The sequence below is a fragment of the Stenotrophomonas sp. GD03794 genome (assembly GCF_029842145.1).
GTDB classification, from domain to species: Bacteria; Pseudomonadota; Gammaproteobacteria; order Xanthomonadales; family Xanthomonadaceae; genus Stenotrophomonas; species Stenotrophomonas riyadhensis.
The window spans coordinates 183,155-208,250 of the sequence record NZ_JAOCFV010000001.1 but is presented as its reverse complement, the minus strand read 5'-3'; the positions used below and the strand labels follow the sequence as shown (position 1 = coordinate 208,250).

General features: G+C 63.5%; 15 protein-coding genes and 1 tRNA gene. 6 read left to right on the top strand and 10 right to left on the bottom strand.

Annotated features, from left to right (window positions below; all coding sequences use genetic code 11):
* The first annotated feature begins 77 nt into the window (after positions 1–77).
* The 3 genes from N5D91_RS01060 (at position 78) to N5D91_RS01050 (ending at position 2,629) form a co-directional block, all read left to right on the top strand.
* Positions 78–170, top strand: a tRNA-Ser gene (locus tag N5D91_RS01060).
* Positions 171–1,277: 1,107 nt separating this feature from the next.
* A complete protein-coding gene (locus N5D91_RS01055) occupies positions 1,278–2,288 on the top strand; it encodes an RHS repeat-associated core domain-containing protein (RefSeq protein ID WP_219634919.1) in 1,011 nt (336 codons plus the stop codon).
* Positions 2,289–2,296: 8 nt separating this feature from the next.
* The gene (locus N5D91_RS01050; RefSeq protein ID WP_239496522.1) at positions 2,297–2,629 is read left to right on the top strand and encodes a hypothetical protein; all 333 of its coding nucleotides are present in this window, start codon (positions 2,297–2,299) and stop codon (positions 2,627–2,629) included.
* A 125-nt stretch (positions 2,630–2,754) separates the two neighbouring features.
* Here the strand turns inward: N5D91_RS01050 and N5D91_RS01045 are convergent, their stop codons facing one another.
* The 5 genes from N5D91_RS01045 to N5D91_RS01025 form a co-directional block, all read right to left on the bottom strand.
* The gene (locus tag N5D91_RS01045; RefSeq protein ID WP_219631363.1) at positions 2,755–3,792 is read right to left on the bottom strand and encodes a phage portal protein; all 1,038 of its coding nucleotides are present in this window, start codon (positions 3,790–3,792) and stop codon (positions 2,755–2,757) included.
* Entirely contained in the window at positions 3,792–4,520 is a 729-nt protein-coding gene (locus N5D91_RS01040) for a hypothetical protein (RefSeq protein WP_180854057.1), read from the bottom strand. Before N5D91_RS01040 ends, N5D91_RS01045 begins: the two co-directional genes overlap by 1 nt.
* Positions 4,521–4,594: 74 nt before the next feature.
* Positions 4,595–5,434: a hypothetical protein gene (locus N5D91_RS01035; protein WP_239496521.1), complete on the bottom strand. Its 840-nt coding sequence runs from the start codon at positions 5,432–5,434 to the stop codon at positions 4,595–4,597.
* 160 nt (positions 5,435–5,594) lie between these two features.
* Positions 5,595–5,888 carry a transposase gene (locus N5D91_RS01030; RefSeq protein ID WP_110710651.1) on the bottom strand — a complete coding sequence of 98 codons (294 nt, stop codon included), beginning with the start codon at positions 5,886–5,888 and terminating at the stop codon, positions 5,595–5,597.
* Between the two features lie 493 nt (positions 5,889–6,381).
* Positions 6,382–7,269, bottom strand: coding sequence for a serine protease (locus N5D91_RS01025; protein WP_180854056.1), 888 nt, complete (start codon positions 7,267–7,269; stop codon positions 6,382–6,384).
* Between the two features lie 939 nt (positions 7,270–8,208).
* Between N5D91_RS01025 and N5D91_RS01020 the strand changes: the two genes are divergently transcribed.
* Positions 8,209–8,397 (top strand): hypothetical protein, encoded by a 189-nt coding sequence (locus N5D91_RS01020; protein WP_110711249.1) that lies wholly within the window; start codon positions 8,209–8,211, stop codon positions 8,395–8,397.
* Positions 8,398–8,678: 281 nt separating this feature from the next.
* Here the strand turns inward: N5D91_RS01020 and N5D91_RS01015 are convergent, their stop codons facing one another.
* Both N5D91_RS01015 and N5D91_RS01010 read right to left on the bottom strand, forming a co-directional pair.
* Positions 8,679–9,284, bottom strand: coding sequence for a hypothetical protein (locus N5D91_RS01015; RefSeq protein WP_110711247.1), 606 nt, complete (start codon positions 9,282–9,284; stop codon positions 8,679–8,681).
* Entirely contained in the window at positions 9,284–10,246 is a 963-nt protein-coding gene (locus N5D91_RS01010) for an RHS repeat-associated core domain-containing protein (protein ID WP_239506118.1), read from the bottom strand. Before N5D91_RS01010 ends, N5D91_RS01015 begins: the two co-directional genes overlap by 1 nt.
* A gap of 1,154 nt (positions 10,247–11,400) precedes the next feature.
* Here N5D91_RS01010 and N5D91_RS01005 point away from each other — a divergent pair.
* On the top strand, positions 11,401–12,507 hold the full coding sequence (locus N5D91_RS01005; RefSeq protein WP_180846520.1) for a DUF3667 domain-containing protein: 1,107 nt from the start codon (positions 11,401–11,403) through the stop codon (positions 12,505–12,507).
* A gap of 59 nt (positions 12,508–12,566) precedes the next feature.
* On the opposite strand, the gene N5D91_RS01000 is transcribed toward N5D91_RS01005, so the two are convergent.
* Entirely contained in the window at positions 12,567–12,941 is a 375-nt protein-coding gene (locus N5D91_RS01000) for a DUF3592 domain-containing protein (protein ID WP_164162445.1), read from the bottom strand.
* A 163-nt stretch (positions 12,942–13,104) separates the two neighbouring features.
* On the opposite strand from N5D91_RS01000, the gene N5D91_RS00995 reads away from it, so the two are divergent.
* Entirely contained in the window at positions 13,105–13,548 is a 444-nt protein-coding gene (locus N5D91_RS00995; protein ID WP_153856516.1) for a GNAT family N-acetyltransferase, read from the top strand.
* Positions 13,549–13,604: 56 nt separating this feature from the next.
* Here the strand turns inward: N5D91_RS00995 and N5D91_RS00990 are convergent, their stop codons facing one another.
* Together N5D91_RS00990 and sugE are read right to left on the bottom strand one after the other, a co-directional pair.
* Complete coding sequence (locus N5D91_RS00990) at positions 13,605–24,302, bottom strand: autotransporter-associated beta strand repeat-containing protein (protein WP_279907039.1); 10,698 nt, start codon at positions 24,300–24,302, stop codon at positions 13,605–13,607.
* A gap of 356 nt (positions 24,303–24,658) precedes the next feature.
* Positions 24,659–24,976 carry a quaternary ammonium compound efflux SMR transporter SugE gene (gene sugE / locus N5D91_RS00985; protein ID WP_005415486.1) on the bottom strand — a complete coding sequence of 106 codons (318 nt, stop codon included), beginning with the start codon at positions 24,974–24,976 and terminating at the stop codon, positions 24,659–24,661.
* Between the last annotated feature and the right edge of the window lie 120 nt (positions 24,977–25,096).

The following is a 25,096-nucleotide window of genomic DNA, read 5'->3' as shown; positions in this document are numbered from 1 at the left end:
CCGGGGTGCTTGTGAAGTGCCGCGCAGCCCGCTAGAATCTGCGCCCCTGCTGAGGCGTTTGCCGATGGCAGGGATCCGGAGAGGTGTCCGAGTGGTTGAAGGAGCACGCCTGGAAAGTGTGTAAGCGTCTAAACCGCGCTTCGGGGGTTCGAATCCCCCTCTCTCCGCCAAGTTGCGAACTAAGCCCCTGATTTCAGGGGCTTTTTTCTTGGGTTCGTATGTAGCCCCATACTTCGCCCCATACTTCGTCAATCCGTTGATTGCTGGCCTATCAGCAGCGCGACCTGCGCGTATGAGTGCCGCTTACGGCAGTCGCAAGAGGGCAGCACCTGGGGACGTGACGGTGCACGCAAGCAGTTCCAGATGACCAGCCTGCGTGCATTGGGAAGTACGCCGCTCCCACGCCACCGCCTCTGACAGCCGTAACGAAATGAGGAGGCGCGTGCGCAAGGCCATGAGCGCGCGTAGCAGCATCAGCGCCCAGGCAAGCCACCAACCGCCAGGAGCTGCTGCGCGCTGCGCGTCAGCGGCCAGTAGAAGCGGTTGAGAGGCAGTGGAGCAGATAGGAGGGCGCAGAGGCCCAGCGCCGTGCGTACCCCGGCGTGCGCACTCGTCTCCCCGCCACGCCTGCGCACTTCATAGGGTGCTTTTTCTGCACTACCTGCACACGGGGCAAGAACAGGCCCAGCATGGCTGTCGGGGGCATTGAGAGGGCATGCCGAACCCCGCGAATCCCTGCACCAAAGGGGGTATTTGACGGAGCACTGAGCGGCCAGATGGAGGCCAGATTTGCAGTGGACAGGTAGTGGCGAAAACGAGGCATCCAATAGTGTCCAAGAAGAAAACACCCACTACTTACAATGTTTCAGGAACGCTATGAATTGAGGGTCTGTAACAGAAAACGTGTATCAGGCATCGCACCAGCAGATTTGCCAACTATTTCCTTGGAATGCCTTGTGGCACAGCGCTTTCCCGCCATCTCTGCCGTCAGATTGACACCCACATTCCAGCAACAGTTTCCGACATTGATATTTTTCAGTGTTACAAGTGTGACAGGTGTTACGCCAGCCGAACATTCCATTTAAATCAAATGGTTATGCCACCACCGATCTCGACCAAGGTGTAGCACAAGTGTTACCGGTGTTACAGCCTACCCGCCGCGACGAACCCTGAAGACCTGCCCACCCACCCTTGGCGCCGACTTCGGTCGTCACGCCGACGGGGACTGTGATATGAAGGCAAGGCCTTGCTGGAAGGCTCTTTCAGGGATTGGAAGGATGGAACGGCTTGAGAGAATTGCGTGCCGCGCGTCGGCCCGCCGAAAGGGGATGAGAACGCATTTCGGCAAGCTGAGCGCCTTGGGCGTCTGGCTCTGCTGGCTGCTGTTGGTGGGCTTGGCACTGCCGCCAATCGCAACTGCTCAGACGGTCACCTACATCCACACTGATGCACTTGGCTCGGTCGTTGCCGAAACCGATGAAAGTGGCAACGCGATCAAACGGTATGACTACGAGCCCTACGGGGGCGTCGTGGACGGACCGGTTACGGATGGGCCTGGCTACACGGGGCACGTGAGCGATGCTGCCACGGGGCTGAGCTACATGCAGCAGCGCTACTACGACCCCCAACTAGGACTCTTTCTCTCTGTAGATCCCGTCTCACCAAACGACAAACCGGGCTCCGCCTTCAACCGCTATCGTTACGCTGCGGGCAATCCCTATAGGTTCGTCGATCCTGATGGTCGCCAGGAACGGGCGGCGGAAAGACATGCCGACTCGGTGGCGAACACACCCTCGGCATATGATACGTTCGGCCCCGCAGCACTTGCCGTAACAACAGCGATTGTGCGCGCGACGCCAGTTGTTGGGCCTGCTGCTGCATCAGCAATATCTGGCTCCATTAATTCGGCGCAACCACTGGCCCTGCCAGCACCAGCACCAGCAGCGCCCTCTGCGCCAACTCCTGCCGCTGCCCCGACGACACCTTCTGGCCCGAGCTACGTCATCTCGTCGAACGGGACAGCATTTCCGGTGCCCACAGGGGCGAGCGGACCAACTCCGGTCATCAACCCCGCAGGAAAACAGACCGGCGTCGCATTTACTGGGGGTGCCGGAGGCAGTAATGGGCAAGTAGCCACCATGCGGATGATGGACCCAACCCCTCCCAGGGGAAACAGTCCTGGATATCCAGCTGGCTATATCAAGTACGAGAATGCTGGAAAGCAAGGCGTAGATCCGCTCTCCGGGAAAACGCTCCCTAATTCGAAGTCTCACTTCCCAGTCAGATAGGCCTGAACATGATCGACCACCAGGCGGAAACCCTCCGGCCATTGATCGGGAAAAATGTGAAACTGCGAATGGAAGACGGCATGGCCACCATCGGTACGGACGATGGCTGGGAACTGCATATCTACAACTCCTTCAGCCTTCACTGCGATGGCATTGCGGAGCCCCCCCCGCCCTCAACGCTGAGCTTGGTGCTGCAGGATTGCCGGTTCGATCGCCAGACAATGGTTGCGCAGTTTTCTAGCGGGGCCTCACTCACGGTCGACTTAAGTGACGACGGCTACTCTGGTCCAGAGGCGATGCAGTTGAATAGTCCAGATGGAACCATCGTGATCTGGAATTAAGTTCGATCCAGCCGCGGCTACTCACACTGGGATCGCCCCCAAGGGCGACAGGTATTGACCTTGTCCCTGTCGCCCCTGTTTCGACTGAAGCAGTAGCTTGACCTCGCCCTTTCAGGGATAGGCACTCAGTTCGCTGAACGTTCTATTTCGAAGGGGGCAAAAGTGATGACCTGTTCCCCGATCCATTCGTTGACCATGGCCAGCCGCGATTGCAGTGGTGCCAGTTCCATCGACGCCCACACGGTAGCCGCATCCCGAATCGAGCCGAAGCCGCCAGCATTCTGAGGCACGATGCCGAGCAGCTGCGGCGGTATGCGCAGCGCGGCCAGAATGTCATCGCGAGTCACGCGCTTGATACCGGTGAATTCATCCTTGGCGGCCACTTCGCTGATCGGGATCAGCTGCAACCCATCCTTCTTGCCATTGGGCGAATGCACGAACAGGTTGCGGAAATTGCCCGGCCCGCGCGAGTCTCGCAGGGCTTCACGCAAGGCGTCCACGTCCATGCCCTCCGGTTGCGGGTCGGTCATGTAAAGAATAAAGCCCGCATGCGAACCGTTGGTGTAGTACCTGCGGCGGAACAACGTCGCCGATTCATTAAGCAACGCCGACTGCACGACGGCCAGCCACTCCGGCATGCCGTAGATTTCCTGATCGGTATCGGCCTCACGGAGCTGGTGCACCGAACCGGGGGCAAACTCGTGTTCGGCCCTGCCAGCTCGGACCTGAAAGAACTCACCAGGTTGCACACCACGACGCATGTACTGCGCCATCAATGGGTGTAGCTGCAACAGCCGCCCGGAGTGCGAGACTTGCCGCCCCAGGTATGCCATGCCGAAGACCAGGTAATCCAGCGCCAACTGCGAGAACGCGGTGCGGTCCAGCAGTCGATGCGGCACAAAGGTGCGCACCAGCATGTTGCGCTTGAAGATCAAACCACTGTGCAGGAACGGATTGGAACGCGTTGTGCGCGACAGACCACTGAGGGTGATCGGCGGCTCGTAATAGCGACCGTTGCGCCAGCATTCCAGGTAGTCGAACAACCCGCGCGAGTCCAACACGGGCGTTGGATCGCCAAAGGAAAAGCTTGTGACAGCTCCGGCAGTGCCCACGCTACGCGCGGGCACGACCTCACCGATAGCAGCATCGGCAGGGGAATGCATCACGCTGCCTCCCCAGCACTGATCTTCTCTCGCAACTGTGAAAGACGAATCGGGCTACGCACCAGCTGCATATCCACCGCGCTCAGGTCCATCGACGGCAGCGCCAACACTTGCGTCACCTGTTCCGTCACTGCGGCATCGTCCAGGCGACGGCGCACCGCATTGCCGAGGCGACCAAAGAATCGGCTGGCCAGTGCATCTGCATCGTCGGAGTTTGTCGCTCTCGAGAACAACGCAAATGCGAAGGCCAGGCTATCCCCGGCCTGTGCCAGCAACTGCTCGTAGGCCTGATCGGCCAATTCCCAAGTGACGGTGCTTCTTGCGTTCAGACAGTAGCCCGCCACCTCGGCCAATTCCAGCTCCAGGCGCGGCAGCTCGGCCGCAATCTCGCCCTGCATCGCCTCATATTCCTCGGCCAGAGACAGTGCCGAGCGCTCGTTAGCGCGTAGCTTCTGAATGTCACGGGTCAGCGTGCCATCGCTCTCGCGCAGCTTCGCCCCCCACTGCTGACGGGCAGCGGCGGCATCACCCTGTGCAGCCTGTTTGGCGCGCTGCATCGTATCGACCTTGCCCATCAGGGCGCGCTTGCGCTGCATCACGCTGGCCAACTGCTGCGCCAGCTCGTTCAGCCGCCGCCTATTCTCCGACACCGCCGCAACCTCGGCCCCGTCGACGGGTTGAATAGCCGGTTCGGAGGTAGTGGTGGTGATGGTCTGGATGTCGCTCATGTTGAATCTCCGTTAAAACGATTGGGGGGACTCGCCGACACTGTGTCGGCGAGCTATGGGAAAGACGGCGCGACCTACAGCGCGCTGTCATGAACCTTGCGGCTGTCAAAGACATACAGGCGCATGGAGCCGAGGCTTGGGACACGCACTGATTGGGAGGACTTGCCATCGGTGCTGGGTTTGAGCCAACCCGCTGCGATCAGCTCACGGGTGGCCTGGCGAGGATCGAAGCCTGCACACAACTCCCGTTTCAGCGCCTCGGGCAGCACCAGGTACTCGGTGACCCCCACCTCATCGAAACGCCGGAAGCCGGCCCGATCACGGACCGGTGGCGCTTCCTGGCCGTAGCGCAACGGCTCCAGACGGCTTTCGCCGTGCGCTTCAAAGAACGCACGCACGCGCGACAGCAGCGCATCGGTGTCGGCACTACCGGAACCGCCCCGACGTTGCAGCCAAGCCTGGAAGCACGCGGCGACACCGCGTGTGGCCTCACCCTTGGGCCAGCCGGTGATGCGATGGCGGCAGCTGCTGGCCAACTCCCCGGCAAAGGCGACAACAGCAAAGCGCTCAGCCACGCGGCGCACCTCGCCGGAGGCATCTTCGGGTACGTAGGTGGCCAGGAATCGGTCCGTGGATTCGCGCAGCTGGGCGGTCAGCGTCGGGCTGTCCTGCTGGGTGAGGTAACCCATCCACAGCGGCCACGGTGCTCCATAGGTGCGCGCGGCGGCGTCCTTGAGCAGGGCCGACAGCGCGGCACCGTCGCTGGCATCGTGCAGGCGCTCAAACACACCATGCCCGCCCTCGGCCTCGGCCGGTACGTCGGCCAGGCGCACGGACTGCCCCGCCCGTGCCTGCTTGCCGACCTCGGCCATGTGCTGCGCCAATCCGACCTCGCCCGCTGAGAGGATCAGCACCCGCCAGCGTGCTGCTGCACGGGCCTCACCGGCTCGGTTGGCGCGGCTCGGGCGGACTGTCGGTGCAGATAATCATGGAAACCAGAGACCGATACGCCGAGAACACGACACAGCACCCGAGTCGGGTAACGAGTCCTATGACGGGCGACGAAGGCGTACCTCACTTGGACTCTTTGGCAAAGAACGCCGCCGCTTTTTTTAGGATTTCTCGCTCCATCCTCAGATTGGCGTTCTCGGCCCGAAGGCGGCTGATCTCGCTTTCCAGGTCAGTGGCCGGCCTGCGAGCCTCAGACGTCAACGAGCGCCCAGCACGGACCGCGTCAATCCAATTTGCCAGCGTCTTGACGGACATTTCCAGCTGGCGGGCCGCTGCGGCTGGGCCAAGCGATTCGGCCAACTCCACGGCCTGGTGCTTGAACTCATCGGTATAGCTACGGCGGGTAATACGGGACATAAAGGACCTCCAAGTGCGATCAAAGTATCGCTTCTTGGCGTCCGCTGACGGGGAGCCAGATCAGGTCTCGTCTTGCTCGGTGGCGGCTTGGAGATGCTCCAGAACGGAAGCTCATTTGGGTGGCTGGCGGTCTTGGGAGGCATTGGCACCTGGCTGGTGCTGGCCTTCCTTTCCTGGATCACCCATCGGGCCAACCGACGACGGACGTGGATCAACCGCCAGCCCTTCCCCCACTACGCTGAACAGGGCCTCCCCCGCGGGGGCTTCTGGAGGGGCTTCCTTTGGACTTGGGCTGCGGTCATCGCGGCCCAAGTGCTGGTGTTTTTAGTCGCTGGCTTTGCCGATGTGCTTCCCAATCCCACGCAAGTCCGGGGCCTGGCAGCGGTGGTAGGGCTGTTGCTTTTGCCCGTTCACGTGGCTTTTCCTGTTTTAGGTGGGTGCGCCTACCATTTTGTTCGCTCGACCAGAATTCCGAGGGCGGGAAGAACTAACCCTAAACACTGATGGCCCGCGCAAAGGTCCGACCTTCCACTGAGGCCGCGGAAGCCAAATCAATAACTTTCTGGAGTGCATCCGCATGCACTACGTTACCCAAATTCATCATCGACGGAACCACTGGAACTATTGCCGTCGCCGTAGGGATGTCCCGTTGAACGAGTGTGCCCTCGTTGGTAAAGAGCGGTCCTGAGGCCAATACGCCGAGCAACTGAGCGCGCGTCCCAGGCGTGTATGAATTGTCTTTTGTTCTGAACATTATGTCTTCGAAAAGAAAAACGGGCGACCCGCTCGATCCTGGAAAGCAGGCCGCATCAATAACAAATTCTTGCCTTCCATTCCATTTCAAAAATGGATGTGACGCCGTACTTCCTCGCCTCGCTAGCGGGCGATTGTTATGTTCATCCCAAAGTCCGTTAGGGTAGCCAATCATCATAATGGGCTCGATTGCGCGAACGCTTTTCCTTTCATCATGCGGAACAAGGAAATTCTTGTGCAGAAATGTATTCCTGATGAATAACCCACTATTCTGTACGGCCTCGAAGACATCACCGACATAAAATGCACACAGATCGACGTCTGCATCTGGGTGGAACACTATTCGTTGCTGGCAGTTTGGAATGAGGAATGTCCGGTGCACATCGCCCGGCGCAACCACCTGCTCGCTAACATCGTCCGATGAACTACGGGTTGTCACAGTTATACGGATCTCGTTGTGCCCGTTTACGACATGCTTATTCGTGAAAACTAGGGGGAAGTTCCCTTTCCCTTCCGGCGTATCAATTTCGACTAGATAGAAGAATCCGGTGCCCACCGACACTGACACACCGTTGCTCCCACACAGTAGCCGGACAGTCGACATAGAGATGTAGGTTGCTGGGTTCACGCGTCCTCCTTGGATACAAAGACACCCTTGGCTTGACAACGGCCAAGGGTGCCATAGTTTGAATTCATGGCCCCCGAGCTTGACCGGCGCGGAGGCGAGCAAGGTAGAAGGCAGCTACACAAGCCCAGGCAATGACCCCTTGAGGTCAGCGCAACAAGCCTCGGCCATCTGGCAAGCCCTCCCTCTCGCCCTCCCTTCGCTCCCGCTTGGACGGCCTGCGTGATCAGCACTAGGCGGGGGTGGTTCGTAGCCATCAAACGGTTCTGCTGGTCAGCCCATCATTGGGCAAACGCGCGGCAACCGAGGACTGCGGGCAAGGAGTAAAGCACCCGCGTAACTTGGGTCTACGTGAGACCGTAGGCGAACGCTGGCTCAGCCGCAGCCCGAGAGAGACGCCTACAGCAGACCGTGGGCGGCGTGGACCGGGGGCAGCAGCGGCGACGCTGTGAACCACGCTGGGCCGTTACGGGGTCGTTCCTCGCCGGCACACCTGCAGCCGCAAGGCACTTCAACCGCGGGCCGACCATCTCGTTGTTCCTGGCCCTCACGGGTGGGGGGCTCGTGCCCCTGCGACCCGCAATGCGGGTTGCCCACCCAAAACGCCAAGCGTTTTGAACAGGCGAACCCAAGGCCGAGGCCGACGCCTCCGGCGACGGTCCTCGGCAGCCGGGGGGTCGCTGGGGGGCGCGCTGCCAGCGCCCCCCGTTGCTCAAGACCGCCGTTGGCGCCTTTCGCGGCCGAGGGGACACTACCAGGAAAACACGCGCACGGGCTTCGTCGCTGGGCGGGCTGCGCCTGGGTTCAACAGCAAAACCACGGGCGGCTCCGCCGCCCTTCTGGCCTCGCTACCGCTCGGCTACCCTTGGAGGGGAAAGGCAAGAGGCGGCGCAGGAGCGCCGCCGGGCTTGCGCACCGGCGAAAACGCGTTAAACACTGGGGATGGACAAACTCACTCGCTTTGCAGTGGAACGCGCTGCCGACAAGCTGCTGAAAGCCGCCGGTTACGACACAAGTGGCAGAAGCCTCCGCCGAACCATGAAGAAAAAGCGCAAATCCGCCAATGCAGCTAAGGAAGGTAAGAAAACGGGGAAGATGCGCGGCAGCCTTGCCCGCCGATCAATGGGTTGACAACGCGTTGTGCTGTTTTAAGTTGGGAGCGTCAGCCGGGTGTTCACCGCCCTACGGGTGGCTTAGAAAGAGCTGTTTTTCCCGCCGACATACTGAGGCCCCTGCATTCGCAGGGGCCTCGCTTTCCAACCGTTGCAGTAGCTGCCCAACGCAGCCACCGGCTACAATGTCCGGCGCACAATACAGGGCACACCCCCGGCGCTTCACTCCAGTGCACCTCAAATTGCGCTCTGTCGGACTTGCAGGCGTGCGGCCCGCGTTTGCCCGACCCGACCTGGCTGTCATTGGCCGTTCAAAATCCTCAAGAACGGAACTGCAAAGCCTTCAAAGTAATCTCGATGATCCTGCAAGAACTCTTCAGCGAACAACCTCGCTTCTTCCTTACGGCCCATCAGATACAGGCAAGATGCCACCCGTTCCGGATAAGCACCGAGCATAGGCACACGCTCTTGCAACAAGGGAAGTAGTCGTTCATAGGTGCCGATGGACAACGCATATGACAAGCCGGCATCCGAATACAAACGCGCCAACCGAGCCGCTTGCGCTGCAACATCAGTTTCCCGAGTAAAACGAAAAGCCTGCTCCTTGGGTGCCAGCTCTCCCATGTGAACCGCATAGGTGGATGTGCTTCGGCTGTATTTCCGCCCCTCAAGGGAGGTATAAAGTTTCATGATCGGCACCACATGAACGCCGACGAATGGATTAATATCGAGATACTCTCTTTCCAAGCCAGTATTGAGCCCAACCCAGCAATGGAAGCCATGTTCCATCGGCCAGTCCACATCCTGCATTCGATAGCGCGTAAATCCTTCCACCTCAAGCGCCTCATAGCACTTGAGTAGAACAGCCTTCCTGAAGGCCGCATCGCAATGTCCAGTAGCACTCATCAGCAACGCTTCACGTCATAGCACTTCATTTGCGTCGGCTTTCCTGGCTCAAGCCCCGCTTTTTCCGCGTTCGCTCCCCTAGGCGTCACCGGACGGCCTGCATCAATGTCCGCCTTGACCGCTTTTTGACCGGAGCTCAATTGAGCATTACCGCTTTTTACCTCCACAACACCCTTATCCTTCGTCACGATGTCCGCCACGCTTCGTTGACCGGTAGATGCTTCCAGTGTAACGCGCTGGCCTGCCACCTTTTCACCAAACGCCTGGGCTACGGCCTTTTCAGCCTGAGCGCCTTGCGCCGCGTTCTCGGCCATCCTGACGGCCTTGATCGTTGCCCCGGCGCCTCCTGGCACAAATGGGACAGCAGCCGCCAGAGAATCCACGGCCACGCCAATCGAATCAACGACACCTGCACCAATATTGCCTTCGCTAAAGTTTGAGTAGGCGCTGGTTGCCCCCAAGGTTATGTTCGCAACATCCCACACGGTTTCGACGATGCGACCGTCCGGATCTTTGAATTTGTATGGATTTCCGTTCGCATACCGATACCGATTGAACTGCCCCACAGGCTGCTCATACGCCGTCACCGGGTCTACGGACAGGAAGACACCCAACTGCGGATCCATATACCGCTGCTGCATGTAACTTAGCCCGGTAGCCGCATCACTCACATGTCCTGTGTATCCAGGCCCATCCGTGACGTGGCCACCGACCACCGCCCCATAGGGCTCATAGTCATAGCGCTTGATCACCTTGCCATTGGCATCGGTCTCTGCAACAACAGAACCAAGCGCATCGGTATGAATGTAAGTGACGGTCTGCGCGCTTACGGGCGGCACGATGGACAGCCCCACCAACAGCACACAGCAAAGCCAGGCACCTAGGGCCGTCAGCTGCCGAAAATACTTCTTCCATTCCCTGACGTGGGTAAGCCCCCCACCTGCCGCTCCAAACCTGCGCATCCTTCCACTCCCTGAAAGAGCCTTCCAGCAAGGCTTTGCATTGATAGCACTGGAATGGGCTGGTCAGGTATCGCTGGACCACTGATGGCACGGCCGTTATCAGAGTTCCCTGCGCACCTCGACAAGCCCGTCCGACCTGGACGCCCTCAAAGATTCACTGCCGCCGTAGGACACAGAACTCAAGGTGCCATCCGGCAGAGCGAACGGCTACAATGCCCGGGGCACAAAACAGGGCACACTCCCGATTTGTGAATGCCAAGCGGTTCAAGGGGTTGGGTCGGTCTCAACTGGATCCCCCTCTCTCCGCCAGACAAACGCAAAAGGGCCGCCCACAGGGTGGCCCTTTTGCGTTTGTCTGGCGGATGGGATGGGTGGTGAGAAGCCCCGCCGGGGTTCGACGGTTCTGCAGGAGCAGAACCGGACAGCCGCAGGCGGGTCCCGAGGCGCAACGCGCATCGGGATCGGGTGCATGGATGCACCCGACAATCCCCCTCTCTCCGCCAGATAACTGAAAAAGGCTGCCCTTGGGGGCGGCCTTTTTCAGTTATCTGGCGCGGGACGCGAAGTGCGCTGCGCGCACTTCGCCCCAAACGTTGCTGCGCAACCTTTGGGCCCCTCCCTTTGCCGGCCTCTCCCCGCCCCTGTCGGGGCAGCCCCTCAACAGAGGGGCTTGTTCCTCCAGATGCGCGACATGCACGGGCAGACCGCCGCAGGCGGGTCCCGGGGTGCAACGCGCGCCGGGATCGGGTGCATGGATGCACCCGACAATCCCCCCTCCGCGCAGATAACCGAAAAAGGCTGCCCTTGGGGGCGGCGTTTTTCAGTTATCTGGCGCGGGACGCGAAGTGCGCTGCGCGCGCTTCGCCCCAAACGTTGCTGCGCAACCTTTGGGCCCCTCCCTTTGCCGGCCTCTCCCCGCCCCTGTCGGGGCAGCCCCTCAACAGAGGGGCTTGTTCCTCCAGATGCGCGACATGCATGGATGCACGGCCGACAATCCCCCCTTCGACGCTGTCGCAGACCGATCAGTAGACCCACGCCACGCGGGGATGCTTTTGATCGGCTTCCGCACGCTCCAGGCACCCCAAAACAAAACTGAACGAAACCTGAAAATTCGCTATGGTAGGCGCCTTCAACCGACGCTTGGCCCATTGCCCATGAGCTCGACCGACAGCGCTCACGCCGACTGCGAGAACTGCAACACCGCCCTGCAGGGCCACTACTGCCATCGCTGCGGGCAATCGGCGCACAACCCGCTCAAGCACGTGGGCCACGCCATCGAGGAAGTGTTCGAATCGTTCTGGCATCTGGACGGGCGCATCTTCCGCACGCTGCGCGATCTCTGGGTGCCCGGCCGCATCACGCAGAACTACCTCAAGGGCCGCCGGGTCGGATACGTACAGCCCTTGCGGCTGTTCGTCATCCTCACCCTGTTTACGTTCTTCATCGGCAAGCTGTTCGTGCACGTCGACGACATCCGCATGGGCGGCGGCGATTCGCTGTACGCCAAGGCCACAACGGTTGAACAGGTCGAAGCCGCACGCACGCAACAGCTGATGATGATCGACCAACAGCAGGCCAGCTCACCCGCCACCGGCAACGCCGGCTTCGCGATGGCCAGGGCTGCGGTGAACGCGGCGGCAGCACAGCGCAGGGCCGAGCTCACCGGCACCCGCAAGGACGCCACCGCAATCGAGCCCGGCACCTTCTTCAGCCACACCGTCAACGGCAAGCCGTGGGACGCGAACAGCAATCCCATCGTCCTCAACGGCTGGCCACAGTTCGCCAACAACTGGCTCAACAAGCGCCTGCAGAACGGCAACGCCAACATCCAGCGCATGGGCGGCAAGACCGACCTGTACATGCAAGCGATCCTGACTGCACTGCCGGGCGCCCTGTTCTTCCTGATGCCGGTGTTCGCGCTGGTGCTGCGCATCGCCTACGTCCCGCGGCCAATGGGCTATCTGGAACATCTGGTGGTGGCGCTGTACAGCCATTGCTGGCTGATGATGGTGCTGCTGGCAACCTTTCTCGTCGCGGGCATCAACAGCGCGCTCGCATCTCCCGCCTTCGCCGCCGCCAGCCAATGGCTGTATGCACTGCTGTGGTTGGCGGTTCCGGTCTACCTGCTGTGGATGCAGCAACGCGTGTACGGCGGCAACAAGGCACTGACGGTGCTGCGCTACCTCGCCATCGGCGGCGTCTACCTGTTCCTGGTGAGCTTCGTGGTGATGTATGCGGTGCTGGCGGGTATTTCAGCCTGAGTGCGGGGCCTGTAGCCAATGACCGCCCCGTCGGGTGGCAGCACTCAGCCGGGTACCGATCACCTGCGCTTGATCAGTGCCCGCACGCATATACAGACAAACGTCAGCCCGATCACCGCCACCATGAGCGTCATCCCCCACAGCGCGCCGAAGGTATCGATCACCGGCTCCAGAGCCGGTTGCGCAGGTCGATACAACACGCGTACCGCCTGCCCGGGCTTGTATCCGAAGATCATGCCCCCTTGCGGATAGGAGACCTGTTCGCCCTTGTCGGTGGTGAACGCCACCTCCGGATGTGAGCCACCCGCGTTCAAGCGCTCGACATGGCCATCGGCACTCCGCGCGACCTGTAGGAATTCAAGACGATGGTTCAACTCGAAGGCGACAACGACGAGCATCAGTACACCGACCATGCCGAACAGCAGACCGCGCACGATCTCACCGGTCCGGGACAGGGGAATTTCCGGTACCACTGGCCAACTCCTTTGCGTAGGGCAAGACAAACGGGGGCGGCGGGTTCCTCCCGCACGGTCACTCCCGTCGCCCGACAGCATAGCCCAGATGCAACCAGGTCCCGCAGCACGCTATGGTGATCGCATGAGCCTTCGCGTTTACCAGCCCGCCGACGCACCCGCCTGCCTGTCGATCTTCGACAGCAACGTGCCCACCTACTTCGCGCCTGAAGAACGCAACGACTTCGAACGCTTCCTGCGCGAGCAGGCCATGGACTGCGCCTTCCAGGTGATCGAGCGCGATCACCGCGTCGTGGCCTGCGGCGGCCTGTCGCGCCGTGGCGACGGCAGCGCCGGCTTCTGTTGGGGCATGGTGCAGCGCGCGCTGCACCGGCACGGTCTGGGACGCGAACTGGCGCTGGCGCGCCTGCGCCAGGCTGAAGGCGATCCATCGATCGATCGCGTCACGCTCAGTACCAGCCAGCACACCCAGGGCTTCTATGCCGGCCTGGGCTTCCAGGTGACGCGCGTGGTGAGCGATGGCCATGGCGCCGGAATCGACGCCGTGGACATGGAACGGGTGCTGTAGCCTCGCGCAGCAGGTAGATCCACGCGGGGCGTGGATCTACCGCTGGCCTCCCCTGCTCAGAAGCCCACGCGCAGATTGATCTGGCCACCGACATCGCGGCGACCATCGCCGTGCTGGCCCTGCACGAACATCGACAGCTGGCTGTTGCGGCCAAGTCCCACTGCCACGCCCACCTGGCTGACCAGTGCATTGCGCGCCATCACTGCACTGTAGACGTCGAAGGCATTGCCGCCGACCGCGAAGCGGTTGCGGCTGGCCACATCGGTGTCACCCGAAGCATGCTGCCAGCCGAGGCCGACGGTCAGTTGTGCCGGGAAGCGCTCGCCGCTGCCCACGTCCCAGCGCCCGCGAACGCCCACGGTGCTGACATTGAGCGTGTCCTTGCCGCCTTCCAGCTCCAGCGCAGCAGTGCCGCCCTGCTCCACAGCGCGATCGCTGTCGACCCAGTGCTTGGTGAACTGCACGTACGGCTGCAGTTGGGTCCTGCCGTGGGTCCAGGTCCAGCTGCCCTCCACCTGCGCGATGGTCACATCCGAATCCTGGCGGCTGTACAGGGTCTGGCCCAGCAGCGGCACCTCTCGCGTGGTGCGCGTGCGGTAGTCACCGCGCGATACGCTGCCACCGACCGCAAAGCCGTTGTTCCACTGGCCCTGTGCGTAGACACCGAAGGTGTTGCCACGCAGGCGCGCCCGCGAGCTGCGATCGTACAGGCGCGTATCCAGCCGTTCATTGCCGGCCGCTGCACCCAGCACCACGTGCTCGCCCAGCTGCCAGTCCACGCCGGCCATCAGCGCATTGCGGTTGGAGCGGATCTCATCGCCGTTGCCATCGCCATCCTGCTTGAACACCTTGCCGCTGCCGGCCAACCAGGCCGAGGCGCGCTCACCACGCACGGTCGGCAGCTCACTGCCCAGGCGCTGGCGGATGCCCTCTTCCAGGTAGTTGTCGTACAGCAGCACCGCGCGGCTGGCCGCATGCACTTCACCGGACAGCTGGTCGAATGCGCTGCGCGCGGTGCCGGCGTCATACATCAGCACCGTGTTGTACAGGCCCAGCGCCGGACCACTCTGCGGCAGGCTGTCCAGCGCCGCAGCAGTGTTGTACTGGTTGCGCGTGTTGGCCACGGTGGTGAACGCTGCGGTCTGCGCCACGTCGATCTGCAGGTTGGCCGTGTTGGCGGTGTAGACCGGGGTGATGGTCAGGAAGGCCGACGGCGAGGTTGCCGAGGCGAACTGCCCACTCACGCCACCGCCTGCATTGACCACCGTGTACTGCTGGCCCTGCTGGTAGCTGGTGCTCGGCGAAATGGTGTTCACCTGCACCGTGCTGCCGCCCACGTTGGCGCTGCCGCCCACCTGCACCGTGTCGCTGCCGGTGGCACCGAGATCGATACCCAGCGTGCTGCCCGGCGACAACGTCAAGTTGCCGCCCACCGTGATCGTGCCAGTGCCATTGCCCGCACCACTGCCGTTGCCTGGGCCATTGCCCGGCGACAGCACGCCGCCGCTGGACACCGTCACCCCGCCGCCTGTGCCACCAATGGTGCCGGTGCCGGACAGCGTGGTTCCGCTGCCGATGGTCCACTGGCCGCCGATAGTGCCGGTGACATTCAGACCACCGCCGGTGACCTGGCCGGTGCCGCTGAAACCACCGCTGTTGCCGCCGAGATTCAGCCCGCCCGGACCTGCCTGCACGATGCTGCCGCCACCGCTGATGGTGCCGCCCAGCGTGGTGGTGCCACCGGTGTTGATGACCAGGCCACCGTTGTTGGTGATGTTGCCGGTGATGGAACCGCTGGCCCCACCGTTGCCGACCTGCACGGTGCCGCCCGCATTGATGGTGGTGCCGCCGGTGTAGGTGTTGTTTCCGGTAAGCGTAATGGTGCCGTTGCCAGCCTGGGTCAGGCCACCGCTGCCACTGATGGTGCCACCCACGGTGGTGTTGCCACCCACGTTGAACACCAGGCTGCCGTTGTTGGTCACACTGCCGCCGATCGCACCGGTGGCGCCGCCATTGCCGACCTGCAGGGTACCGCCGGCGTTGATGGTGGTCGGGCCGGTATAGGTGTTGTTGCCGGTCACGGTCAGCGTGCCGCTGCCGGCCTGGGTCAGGCCGCCACTGCCGCTGATGGTGCCGCCCAGCGTGGTGTTGCCGGCCACGTTGGACAGCAGCGTGCCATTGTTGGTGACATCGCCAACGATCGAGCCCGTCGCACCGCCGTTGCCCAGCTGCAGCGTGCCGCCGGCATTGATGGTGGTACCGCCGGTGTAGGTGTTGGTGCCGGTCAGCAGCAGCGTACCGCTACCGGCCTGGGTCAGGCCGCCAGTGCCGCTGATGGTGCCGCCCAGCGCGGTGTTGCCGGACACGTTGGAAATCAACGCACCATTGTTGGTGATGTCGCCGGCGATGGCGCCGGTTGCCCCGCCGTTGCCGACCTGCAGCGTGCCGCCGGCATTGATGGTGGTACCGCCGGTGTAGCTGTTGTTGCCGACCAGGGTCAGCACGCCGCTGCCCGCCTGGGTCAGGCCACCACTGCCACTGATCGCGCCACCGACGGTGGTGTTGCCCGCCACGTCGAAGACCAGGCTGCCGTTGTTGGCGACGTTGCCGGTGATGGCACCGGTGGCGCCGCCATTGCCGACCTGCAGCGTGCCACCGGCATTGATGGTGGTGCCGCCGGTATAGGTGTTGTTGCCGGTCAGGGTCAGCGTGCCGGCGCCGGCCTGGGTCAGGCCACCGCTGCCGCTGATGGTGCCACCCAGCGTGGTGTTGCCGGCCACGCTGGATACCAGCGCGCCATTGTTGGTGATGTCGCCAACGATCGCACCGGTCGCACCGCCATTGCCGATCTGCAGCGTACCGCCGGCATTGATGGTGGTACCGCCGGTATAGGTGTTGTTGCCGGTCAGCACCAGCGTGCCGCTGCCGGCCTGGGTCAGGCCACCGCTGCCACTGACCACGCCGCCCACGGTTGCCGTGGTGCCGAGGTTGTAGACCAGGTTGCCGTTGTTGGTGATGTCGCCCAGCACCGAACCGGTGCTGCCACCGTTGCCGATCTGCAGCGTGCTGCCACCGTTGATGGTGGTGCCGCCGGTATAGACGTTGTCGCCGCTCAGGGTCAGCGTGCCGGTACCGCTCTGCACCAGGCCGCCGGTGCCACTGAGCACGCCGCCGAAGACGGTGTTGCCATTGTTGCCGCCGGTGGTCAGGGTTGCACCGCCCAGCACCACGCTGGATCCGGTCACACCGGCCAGGCCGCCGATGCTCTGGCTGCCACCTGCGCTGATATCCAGCGTACTGGCACCGGTCAGGTTGACCGTGCTGGCAGCGGACAGGCTGCCACCGGCCGCCACCGCCAATGTGCCGCTGTTGATGGTGGTGGTGCCGGTATACGTGCTGGCACCGCCCAGGCTAACCGTCGCCGGACCGTCCTTGAGCAGGCCGCCGGCACCGCTGATTGCACCATTCAACGTCAGCGGATTGCTGCCCGCCAGGGTCAGCGTGCCGCTGCTCAACTGCACGGTGTTGGCCAGCGTCAGCGCGGTGGTGGCGTCCAGGCTGGCGTCGCCGCCCACGGTCAGCGTGCCGGTGCCCAGTGCAGCGTTGTCGCCCAGGGCAAGGCCACCGGCGTTGAGTGCCACGCCGCCGCTGAAGGTATTGCTGCCACTCAGGGTCTGCACACCTGCACCGTTCTTCACCAGGCCACCGGTCCCCCCGATGGTGCCGGCGAACGTCGTGTTGCCGACGCCGCCGAGGGTGAGCGTGCTGGTGCCCAGCGCCACGGCCGAGCCGGCCACGCCCTCCAGTGAGCCGATCGTCTGCGCGCCGCCCGCGCTGATGTCGAAGGCGGTACCGGCATTGGCCAGGTTCACCGCGCCGGTTGCCGCCAGGCTGCCGCCTGCACCGATCGCCAGCGTACCGGCATTGATGGTGGTACCCCCGGTGAACGTGTTGGTGCCGGTCAGCGTCTGGGTCCCCGATCCTTCCTTGACCAGGCCGCCAGAGCCGGCCACCGAACCACTGAACGTGCCGTTGCTGGCATCACCGATCGTCAGCGTGTTGGCGCCCAGGTTCACCGTACCGTTGCCGATCAGGGTGCCGAACTGCTGCGTGCCGCTGCCCGCCGACAGGTCGAAGGTCGCCCCCGAAGCCAGGTTGACGACGCCGCTGGCGTGCAGGCTCGCGCCCGCGCCCAATGCCAACGTGCCGGCGTTGATGTTGGTGCCACCGGTATAGGTGTTGACGCCGTTCAAGGTCAGCGTTGCGGCCCCCTCCTTGGTCAAGCTGCCGGTGCCACTCAGGCTGCCGTTGAGGGTGAGGTTGTTGCTGCCGAGTACAGTCAACCCGTTATTGAGGATGAAGTTGTTGGCCAGCGTCACCGCGGTGTTCGAATCGAGCGTGGCATTGCCCCCCACCGTTACCGCGCCGGTGCCCAGCGCAGCATTGTTGCCGACCACCAGGCCACCGGCATTGAGCGTTACCCCACCGCTGAAGGTACTGGCGCCATTGAGCGTCTGCACGCCGGCGCCGTTCTTGATCAGGCCGCCGTTGCCGCTGATCGCACCGTTGAAGCTGCTGTCCACCGTGCCGCCCAGGGTCAGCGTGCTGCCACCGAGTGCCACCGTGCTGCCGACCACGCCGGCCAGCGAACCGATGGCCTGGTTGCCCGCGGAGATATCGAGGGTACCGGCACCTGCCAGGTTCACCGCGCCGGTCGACGCCAGGCTGCCACCGGCGCCGATCGCCAGCGTGCCGTTGTTGATGGTGGTACCACCGGTGTAGGTGTTGGCACCGCTCAGGGTAACGGTGGCCGCACCGTCCTTGATCAAGCCGCCGGCACCGGAAATCACGCCACCCAGTGTCAGCGCCTGGCTACCCAGCAGGTCGAGGTTGGCGCCCGCTGCAAGCCCGATGTTGTTGGCCAGGTTGACGCCTGTCGATGCATCCAGCGTCGCGTTGCCGCCCACCGTCAGCGCACCGGTGCCGAGCGCAGCGTTGTTGCCGACCACCAGTCCGCCACCGTTCAATGCAACGCCACCGCTGAACAGGTTGGCGCCGCCGAGCGTGAGAATGCCTGCGCCGTTCTTGACCAGTCCACCGGTACCGGAAATCGCACCGTCGAAGGTACTGCTGCCGGCACCGCCAAGGGTCAGCGAGTTGGCCCCCAGGCTGACCGTCGCACCGGCCACGCCGGACAGCGAACCGATGGTCTGGTTGGCACCGGAGGCCGAGATGTCGAAGCCCGCACCGGGTGCAGCCACGTTCACCGCCCCGGTCGCGGCAAGGCTGCCACCCGGACCAATCGCCAGCGTGCCGGCGTTGATGAAGGTGCCGCCGGTATAGGTATTGGTGCCGGTCAGCGTTTCAATGCCCGAACCGACCTTGGTCAGGCCACCCGTGCCTGCGATCGAGCCACTGAACGTGCCATTGGTGGCCCCGCCGACTGCGATCGAGTTGGCACCCAGGTTCACCGTACCGTTGCCGACCAGGGTGCCGAACACCTGCGTGCCGCTGCCGGCAGACAGATCCAGGGTGGCGCCGGTGGCGAGGTTCACGGTACCGCTCGCCGCCAGGCTGGCACCGGCACCCAGCGCCAGCGTGCCGGCGTTGATGTTGGTGCCACCGGTGTAGGTGTTGATCCCGTTCAAGGTCAGCGTCGCGACGCCATTCTTGGTCAGGCTGCCAGCCCCGGAAAGGACACCGTTGAGTGTCAGCGCATTGCTGCCGAGCACGGTCAGCCCGGCATTGAGCGCGATGTTGTTGGCCAGCGTTGCCAGGCCGGTGGTATCCAGCGTGGCGGCACCGCCGACGGTCAATGCACCCGTGCCCAGCGCCGCGTCATTGCCGAGCACCAGCCCGCCTGCGTTGAGCGTCACGCCGCCGCCAAACGTGTTGGCACCGGACAACGTCTGCACGCCCGCGCCCACTTTGACCAGACCGCCGCCGCCACTGATCACGCCGTCGAACGCGGCGTTCGTCGCTGTACCGAAGGTCAGCGAGTTTCCGCCCAGGGCCAGTGTGGTGCCACCCACGCCGTTGAGCGCGCCGATGGTCTGGCTGCCGCCTGCAGCGGAGATATCGAAGACCGCACCGGCGTTGGCGAGAGTGACATCACCCGCTGCGGCAAGGCTGCCACCCGCACCGAGTGCCAGCGTACCGGCATTGATGGTGGTGCCACCGTTGTAGAGATTGGCACCGGACAGCGTCAGCGTCGTCGCACCATTCTTGATCAGGCTGCCGTTGCCAGTGATCGGACCCGACAGCGTCAGCGCGTTGCTGCCCGGCAACGTCAGTGCAACGCCCGAGCCCAGCGTGACCGCATTGCCGAGCGTCGCCGCAGCACTCGTGTCCAGCGTGGTACTGGCATTCACCGCCAGCGAGCCGGTACCGAGCGCACCATTGGCGCCGACCACCAGGCCACCACCGTTCAAGGTCAGGCCGCCACCGAAGGTATTGGTGTTGTTGAGGGTCAGCAGGCCCGTACCGTTCTTGACCAGGCTGCCGCCACCGGCCAGCACGCCCGCCAGGCTGAGGTCATTGCTGCCGCCCAGCGTCAGCTGCGAACCCGCGCCGAAGTTCACCGCATTGGCCAGATCCAGCGCAGCCGTCGTGTCCAGGCTGACGTTGCCGCCAATGCCCAGCGCCCCCGTACCCAACGCCCCGGCATTGCCGAGGACCAGGCCGCCGGCATTGAGCGCAACGCCGCCACTGAAGGTATTGGCTCCGGACAGCGTCTGCACGCCCGCGCCAGCCTTGATCAATCCACCACTGCCATCGATGAGGCCGGCAAAGCTGCCGTTGCCGGCGCCGCCGAAGGTCAGCGTCTGCGTACCCAGCGCCACATGGCTGCCGGCGATGCCGTTCAATGCACCGATGGTCTGCCCGGCCCCCGCCGCGGAGATGTCCAGCGTCGCGCCGGCACCGGCGAGGTCCACCGCACCGGTTGCGGCAAGGCTGCCACCGGCGCCAAGCGCGAGCGTGCCGGCATTGACCGTGGCACCGCCCAGGAAGGTGTTCGCACCGGACAGCGTCAGCGTCGAGGCGCCGTTCTTGATCAGGCCACCGGTTCCTCCCACCACACCGGTCAGGGTGAGGTTGTTGCTGCCCGGCAGGGTCAGCGTGTTGGCGCCCAGGTTCACCGCATTGAACAGCGAAACCGCTGCGCCCGCATCGAGCGAAACATTGCCGCCGATGTTCAGCGCCCCCGTACCGAGCGCACCGTTGGCGCCCACTGACACACTGCCCGCGTTCAACGCAAGGCCACCACTGAAGGTATTGCTGTTGTTCAATGACAGAACACCGCTACCGGTCTTGACCAGGCCACCGGTGCCGGTGATCAGTCCGCCCAGCGTGACGTTCTGGTTGCTCACCAGGCTCAGCTGCGCACCGGTGTCGAGATCGATGGCGTTGCCCAGGTTCAATGCCACCGAACTGTCGAGGGTGGCGTTTGCACCGACTGCAAGCAGTCCGGTTCCCAGCGCGCCGGCATTGCCCAGCATCAGGCCGCCACCATTGAGTACCAGGCCTCCGGTGAATGCGTTGGCACCGTTGAGCGTGAGCGTGCTGGCACCGTTCTTGACCAGGCTGCCCGCGCCGGAAACCACACCGCCGAGCGTGATCGCCTGCGAACCCGGCAGCGACAACACGGCCCCACTGCCCAGGGTCACATTGTTGGCCAGGCTCAGCGCCGCGCTGCCATCGAGCGACGCACTGCCGCTCACGTTGAGGGCACCACTGCCAAGCGCGCCGCCATTGCCAAGCAACAACCCGCCCGCGTTGAGATTCAGTCCCCCGCTGAAGGTGTTGGTGCCATTCAGGGTCAGCAGCGAGGCACCGTTCTTGGTCAGGCTGCCGGTGCCGGTGATGTTGCCGCCGAGGCTGAGGTTCTGGCCGCCAGGCAACGTCAACGCCGCGCCCAGATTGATGGCATTGGCCAGGTTCAATGCAGCGCTGCCATCAAGCGAACTGTTGCCGCTGACCGTCAACGCCCCGCTGCCGATCGCACTGTTGTTGCCCAGCAGCAGGCCGCCCGCTGTCAGATTCACGCCGCCACTGAAGGTGTTGGCGCCGCTCAGCGTCTGGATGCCCGTGCCCTGCTTGACCAGGCCGCCGGTACCACCGATCACGCCCGCGAACGTCTGGTTGGTGGCATCACCGAAGGTGAGCGTGCTGCTGCCCAGCGTCACCGTGCTGCTGGCGATACCGGACAGCGCGCCGATGGTCTGGTTGCCGCCGAGCGAGATGTCCAGGTCCGCGCCAGCGCCGGCCAGGTTGACCGCACCGCCGGCCGACAGGCTTCCGCCGCTGCCCACCGCGACCTTGCCAGCATTGATCGCCAGGCCGCCGGTGAAGGTATTCGCGCCACCCAGCGTCAGCGTGGCGGCACCGTTCTTGACCAGGCTGCCGGTGCCACCGATGGCGCCGCCCAGCGTCAGTGCATTGCTGCCCAGTACATTGAGCAGGCCACCCGCACCGAGGTTGATGCCATTGCCCACGCTCAGCGCCGCGCTGGCATCGAGCGTTGTCACACCGCCAACAGTCAACGCGCCGGTTCCGAGCGCGCCGGCATTGCCCAGGACCAGGCCACCGGCATTGAGCGCCAGCCCACCACCAAAGGTATTTGCACCGTTGAGTGTCAGCGTGCTCGCACCATTCTTGGCGAGGCTGCCGGTGCCACCGATCACGCCGTTGAACGTCAGCGCCTGGTTGCCGAGCAGATTGAGGCTGGCACCCGAACCGAGGTTGACTGTATTGGTCAGCGCCAGCGCCGTCGTGCCGTCGAGTGTGGCGCTGCCCCCAACAGAGAGCGTACCGCTGCCCAGCGCAGCAGCATTGCCCAGCAGCAGGCCACCGGCGTTGAGTGCCACGCCGCCACTGAGATTGTTCACGCCCGACAAGGTCTGCACGCCGGTGCCCAGCTTGACCAGGCCACCCGTGCCTGCGGCGAACGTGCCGCTGTAGCTGGTATCGCCCAGCCCGGCGAGAGTGAGCGTATGGCTGCCAAGGTCGACCGAACCGCCGAGGCCCGCCAGCGAACCGATGGTCTGGTCGGCGGCCGCCGACAGGTTCAGGGTGGTACCGACGCCGACCGTGATCGCACCGGTGGGCGACAGGCTGCCGCCCGCGCCCAGCGCCAACGCGCCTCCGGCCAGGTTGAAGTTGCCGGTCAGCGAATTGGCGCCGTTCAAGGTCAGCGTGCCGGCACCGTTCTTGGTCAGGTTGCCGGCACCGGAGATCGAACCGTTCAATGACAACGCGTTGCTGCCCACGAGGTTCAGCGAGCCCCCGCCATTGATCACCAGATTGTTGCCCAGGGTGAAGCCCGCCGTCGTATCCAGCGAAGCGCTGCCACCGACGGTCAGGTTGCCGCTGCCCAGTGCACCGGCATCGCCCAGTACCAGGCCGCCGGCATTGAGGTTGACGCCGCCGGAGAACAGGTTTGCGCCGCCGAGAGTAACGATGCCGGTGTTGTTGACCGTCAGCCCGCCAGTACCGGACAGCACGCCGCCCAGGCCGAACGCATTGGTCCCTGCCAAGGATAGATTGCCACCGAGGCTGAAAGCGTTGGCCAGGTTCAGACCGGCCGTGGAGGAGGCGATGGCACCGCCATTGGCGGTGAACAGTCCTGTGCCGAAGGAACCGGCATTGTTGAAATTGATCAGACCATCATTGAGCGTGGTCGTACCTGCGCCAGCCCACGCACCCTGCAGGTTCCAGGTACCGCTGTTGACGGTGAGCTTCTGGAAGTTGATGTACTGGTTCCAGCCCAACGTGGTCACCGCCCCACCGGTACCGCTGCCCGGGCCGGTTGGGCTGTTCTGCAGCACCAGGCTGTTGTTGGACGCCGAACCACCGTCGACGATGCCGGCCGCGGCCAGATTCACCGCAAGCGCGCCGACCTGCCCAGCCACGCCGATACCGGCGGTATTGACGCTGGAACCAGACACGGCGGTGAAGGTGTTGCCGGTGACCGAACTGCCCAGGTTCACGCTGCCGTTGATGGTTCCCGCATTGAGGAAGGTATTGCCGGCCCCCGCCGTGGCCGAACCCTGGAACCCTATGCGGCCGGTAATGGTGCCGGTGTTGTTGAGATTGGTCTGCGCACCACCGTAGCTGACGATCGATGCCGCATCGGCCGTGGTCAACAGGCCTGCGCCAAGAATCGACATGTCCACATTGCCGGCGTTGACGATGTTGCTGACACCGCCGGAAGCGTTCTGCACCACCAGCGCCTGTCCACCGAAACCGAGGATGGAGCCGATATTGACCAGGCCTTTGATCGCCCCGCCCGCCTGGTTGTTGACGTTGATCGTGTTTCCACCGACGGAGTTGTTACCCAGCACCATGCCCGACGCCGCCAGGCTCAGGCCACCGTTGAGGGTGGGATCGATCGTGCCCTGGTTGTTCACGGTGATGCCGTTACCGCTCAAATTCACGGCACTTCCGCCAACGATCGGCGGCACGCTGAGCACAGCGCCGGTCTGGATATCCAGCGTCACGCCATTGATGCTGTTGGCCAGCGAATTGGTATTGGAGCCAGTCGCGCAGGTCACCGTGGTGCCTGCGGTAGTGCACGCTGCGAACGCCGAACCGCTGGCCAGGGTGGCCGCCAGTGCAACCGTCAGCTGATGCGCCCGCAATCGCGGTGGCCGCTTCGCGGTAATCGCACTTCCGCCAGGATTCTGGGCGACCTCCGATGCAACCTGCATTACGCCGAGGGCGCGATTGAAAACCAGACGGTAAATGCGGTTCATCGGTGAATCTCCATGAAAAGACCGGATGGCACTGCGGGCAGGTTTTTTGAAGACGATGCGGCCCATCCCGGCTCCCGATACGGGAACAAGGCGTGGCGGCATTAACTCCTGAAAATCTTCACATCTTCACGCGACGCCCGTGGAAAAGGTGCGCCGGCGTGTCCGTCAAGGCGAAAACTCCCCGGTTTCGCATGACGAATGGCGGCACTGTGCGACCGATGGCGCCAGCGGCATGTGAATCACGCTCGTTATTTTCATGACGTGCGTCAAATAAAACGGGCGGACAAAATGGTTTTGCCGAAAATGCATATACCTGCAGGACGCGGGGAATCCATTCCCCGCTCAACTAAATGCATTCAGCTGCTGGAGAGTTTCATCAGCACCAGGCCGGAAACGATCAGCACCGCCGCACCGATCCGCATCGGGCTGACCTGCTCACCGAGGAACACAATGCCGACCACGAACGCGCCAACCGCACCGATGCCGGTCCAGATCGTATAGGCGGTGCCCAGTGGCAGGCTGCGCATGGCCACCGCCAGCAGCCAGAAGCTGGCGATCATGCCGATGATGGTGACCACGGTGGGGGTGAGCCTGGTGAAGCCTTCGGACTGCTTCATGGACACGGCCCAGACGATTTCCAGCAGGCCGGCAAACAACAGATAGATCCAGGCCATGGCACGGCCCTCCTCTTGGTAGGGCCAGGCCGTCCTGGTCATTGATTCCCGATGTGGGGGAGGTCGTTCCTCCTGGCCGGCATTCTAGCAACGCCGGTCGGCGCGGGGCGTTGTCGGGAG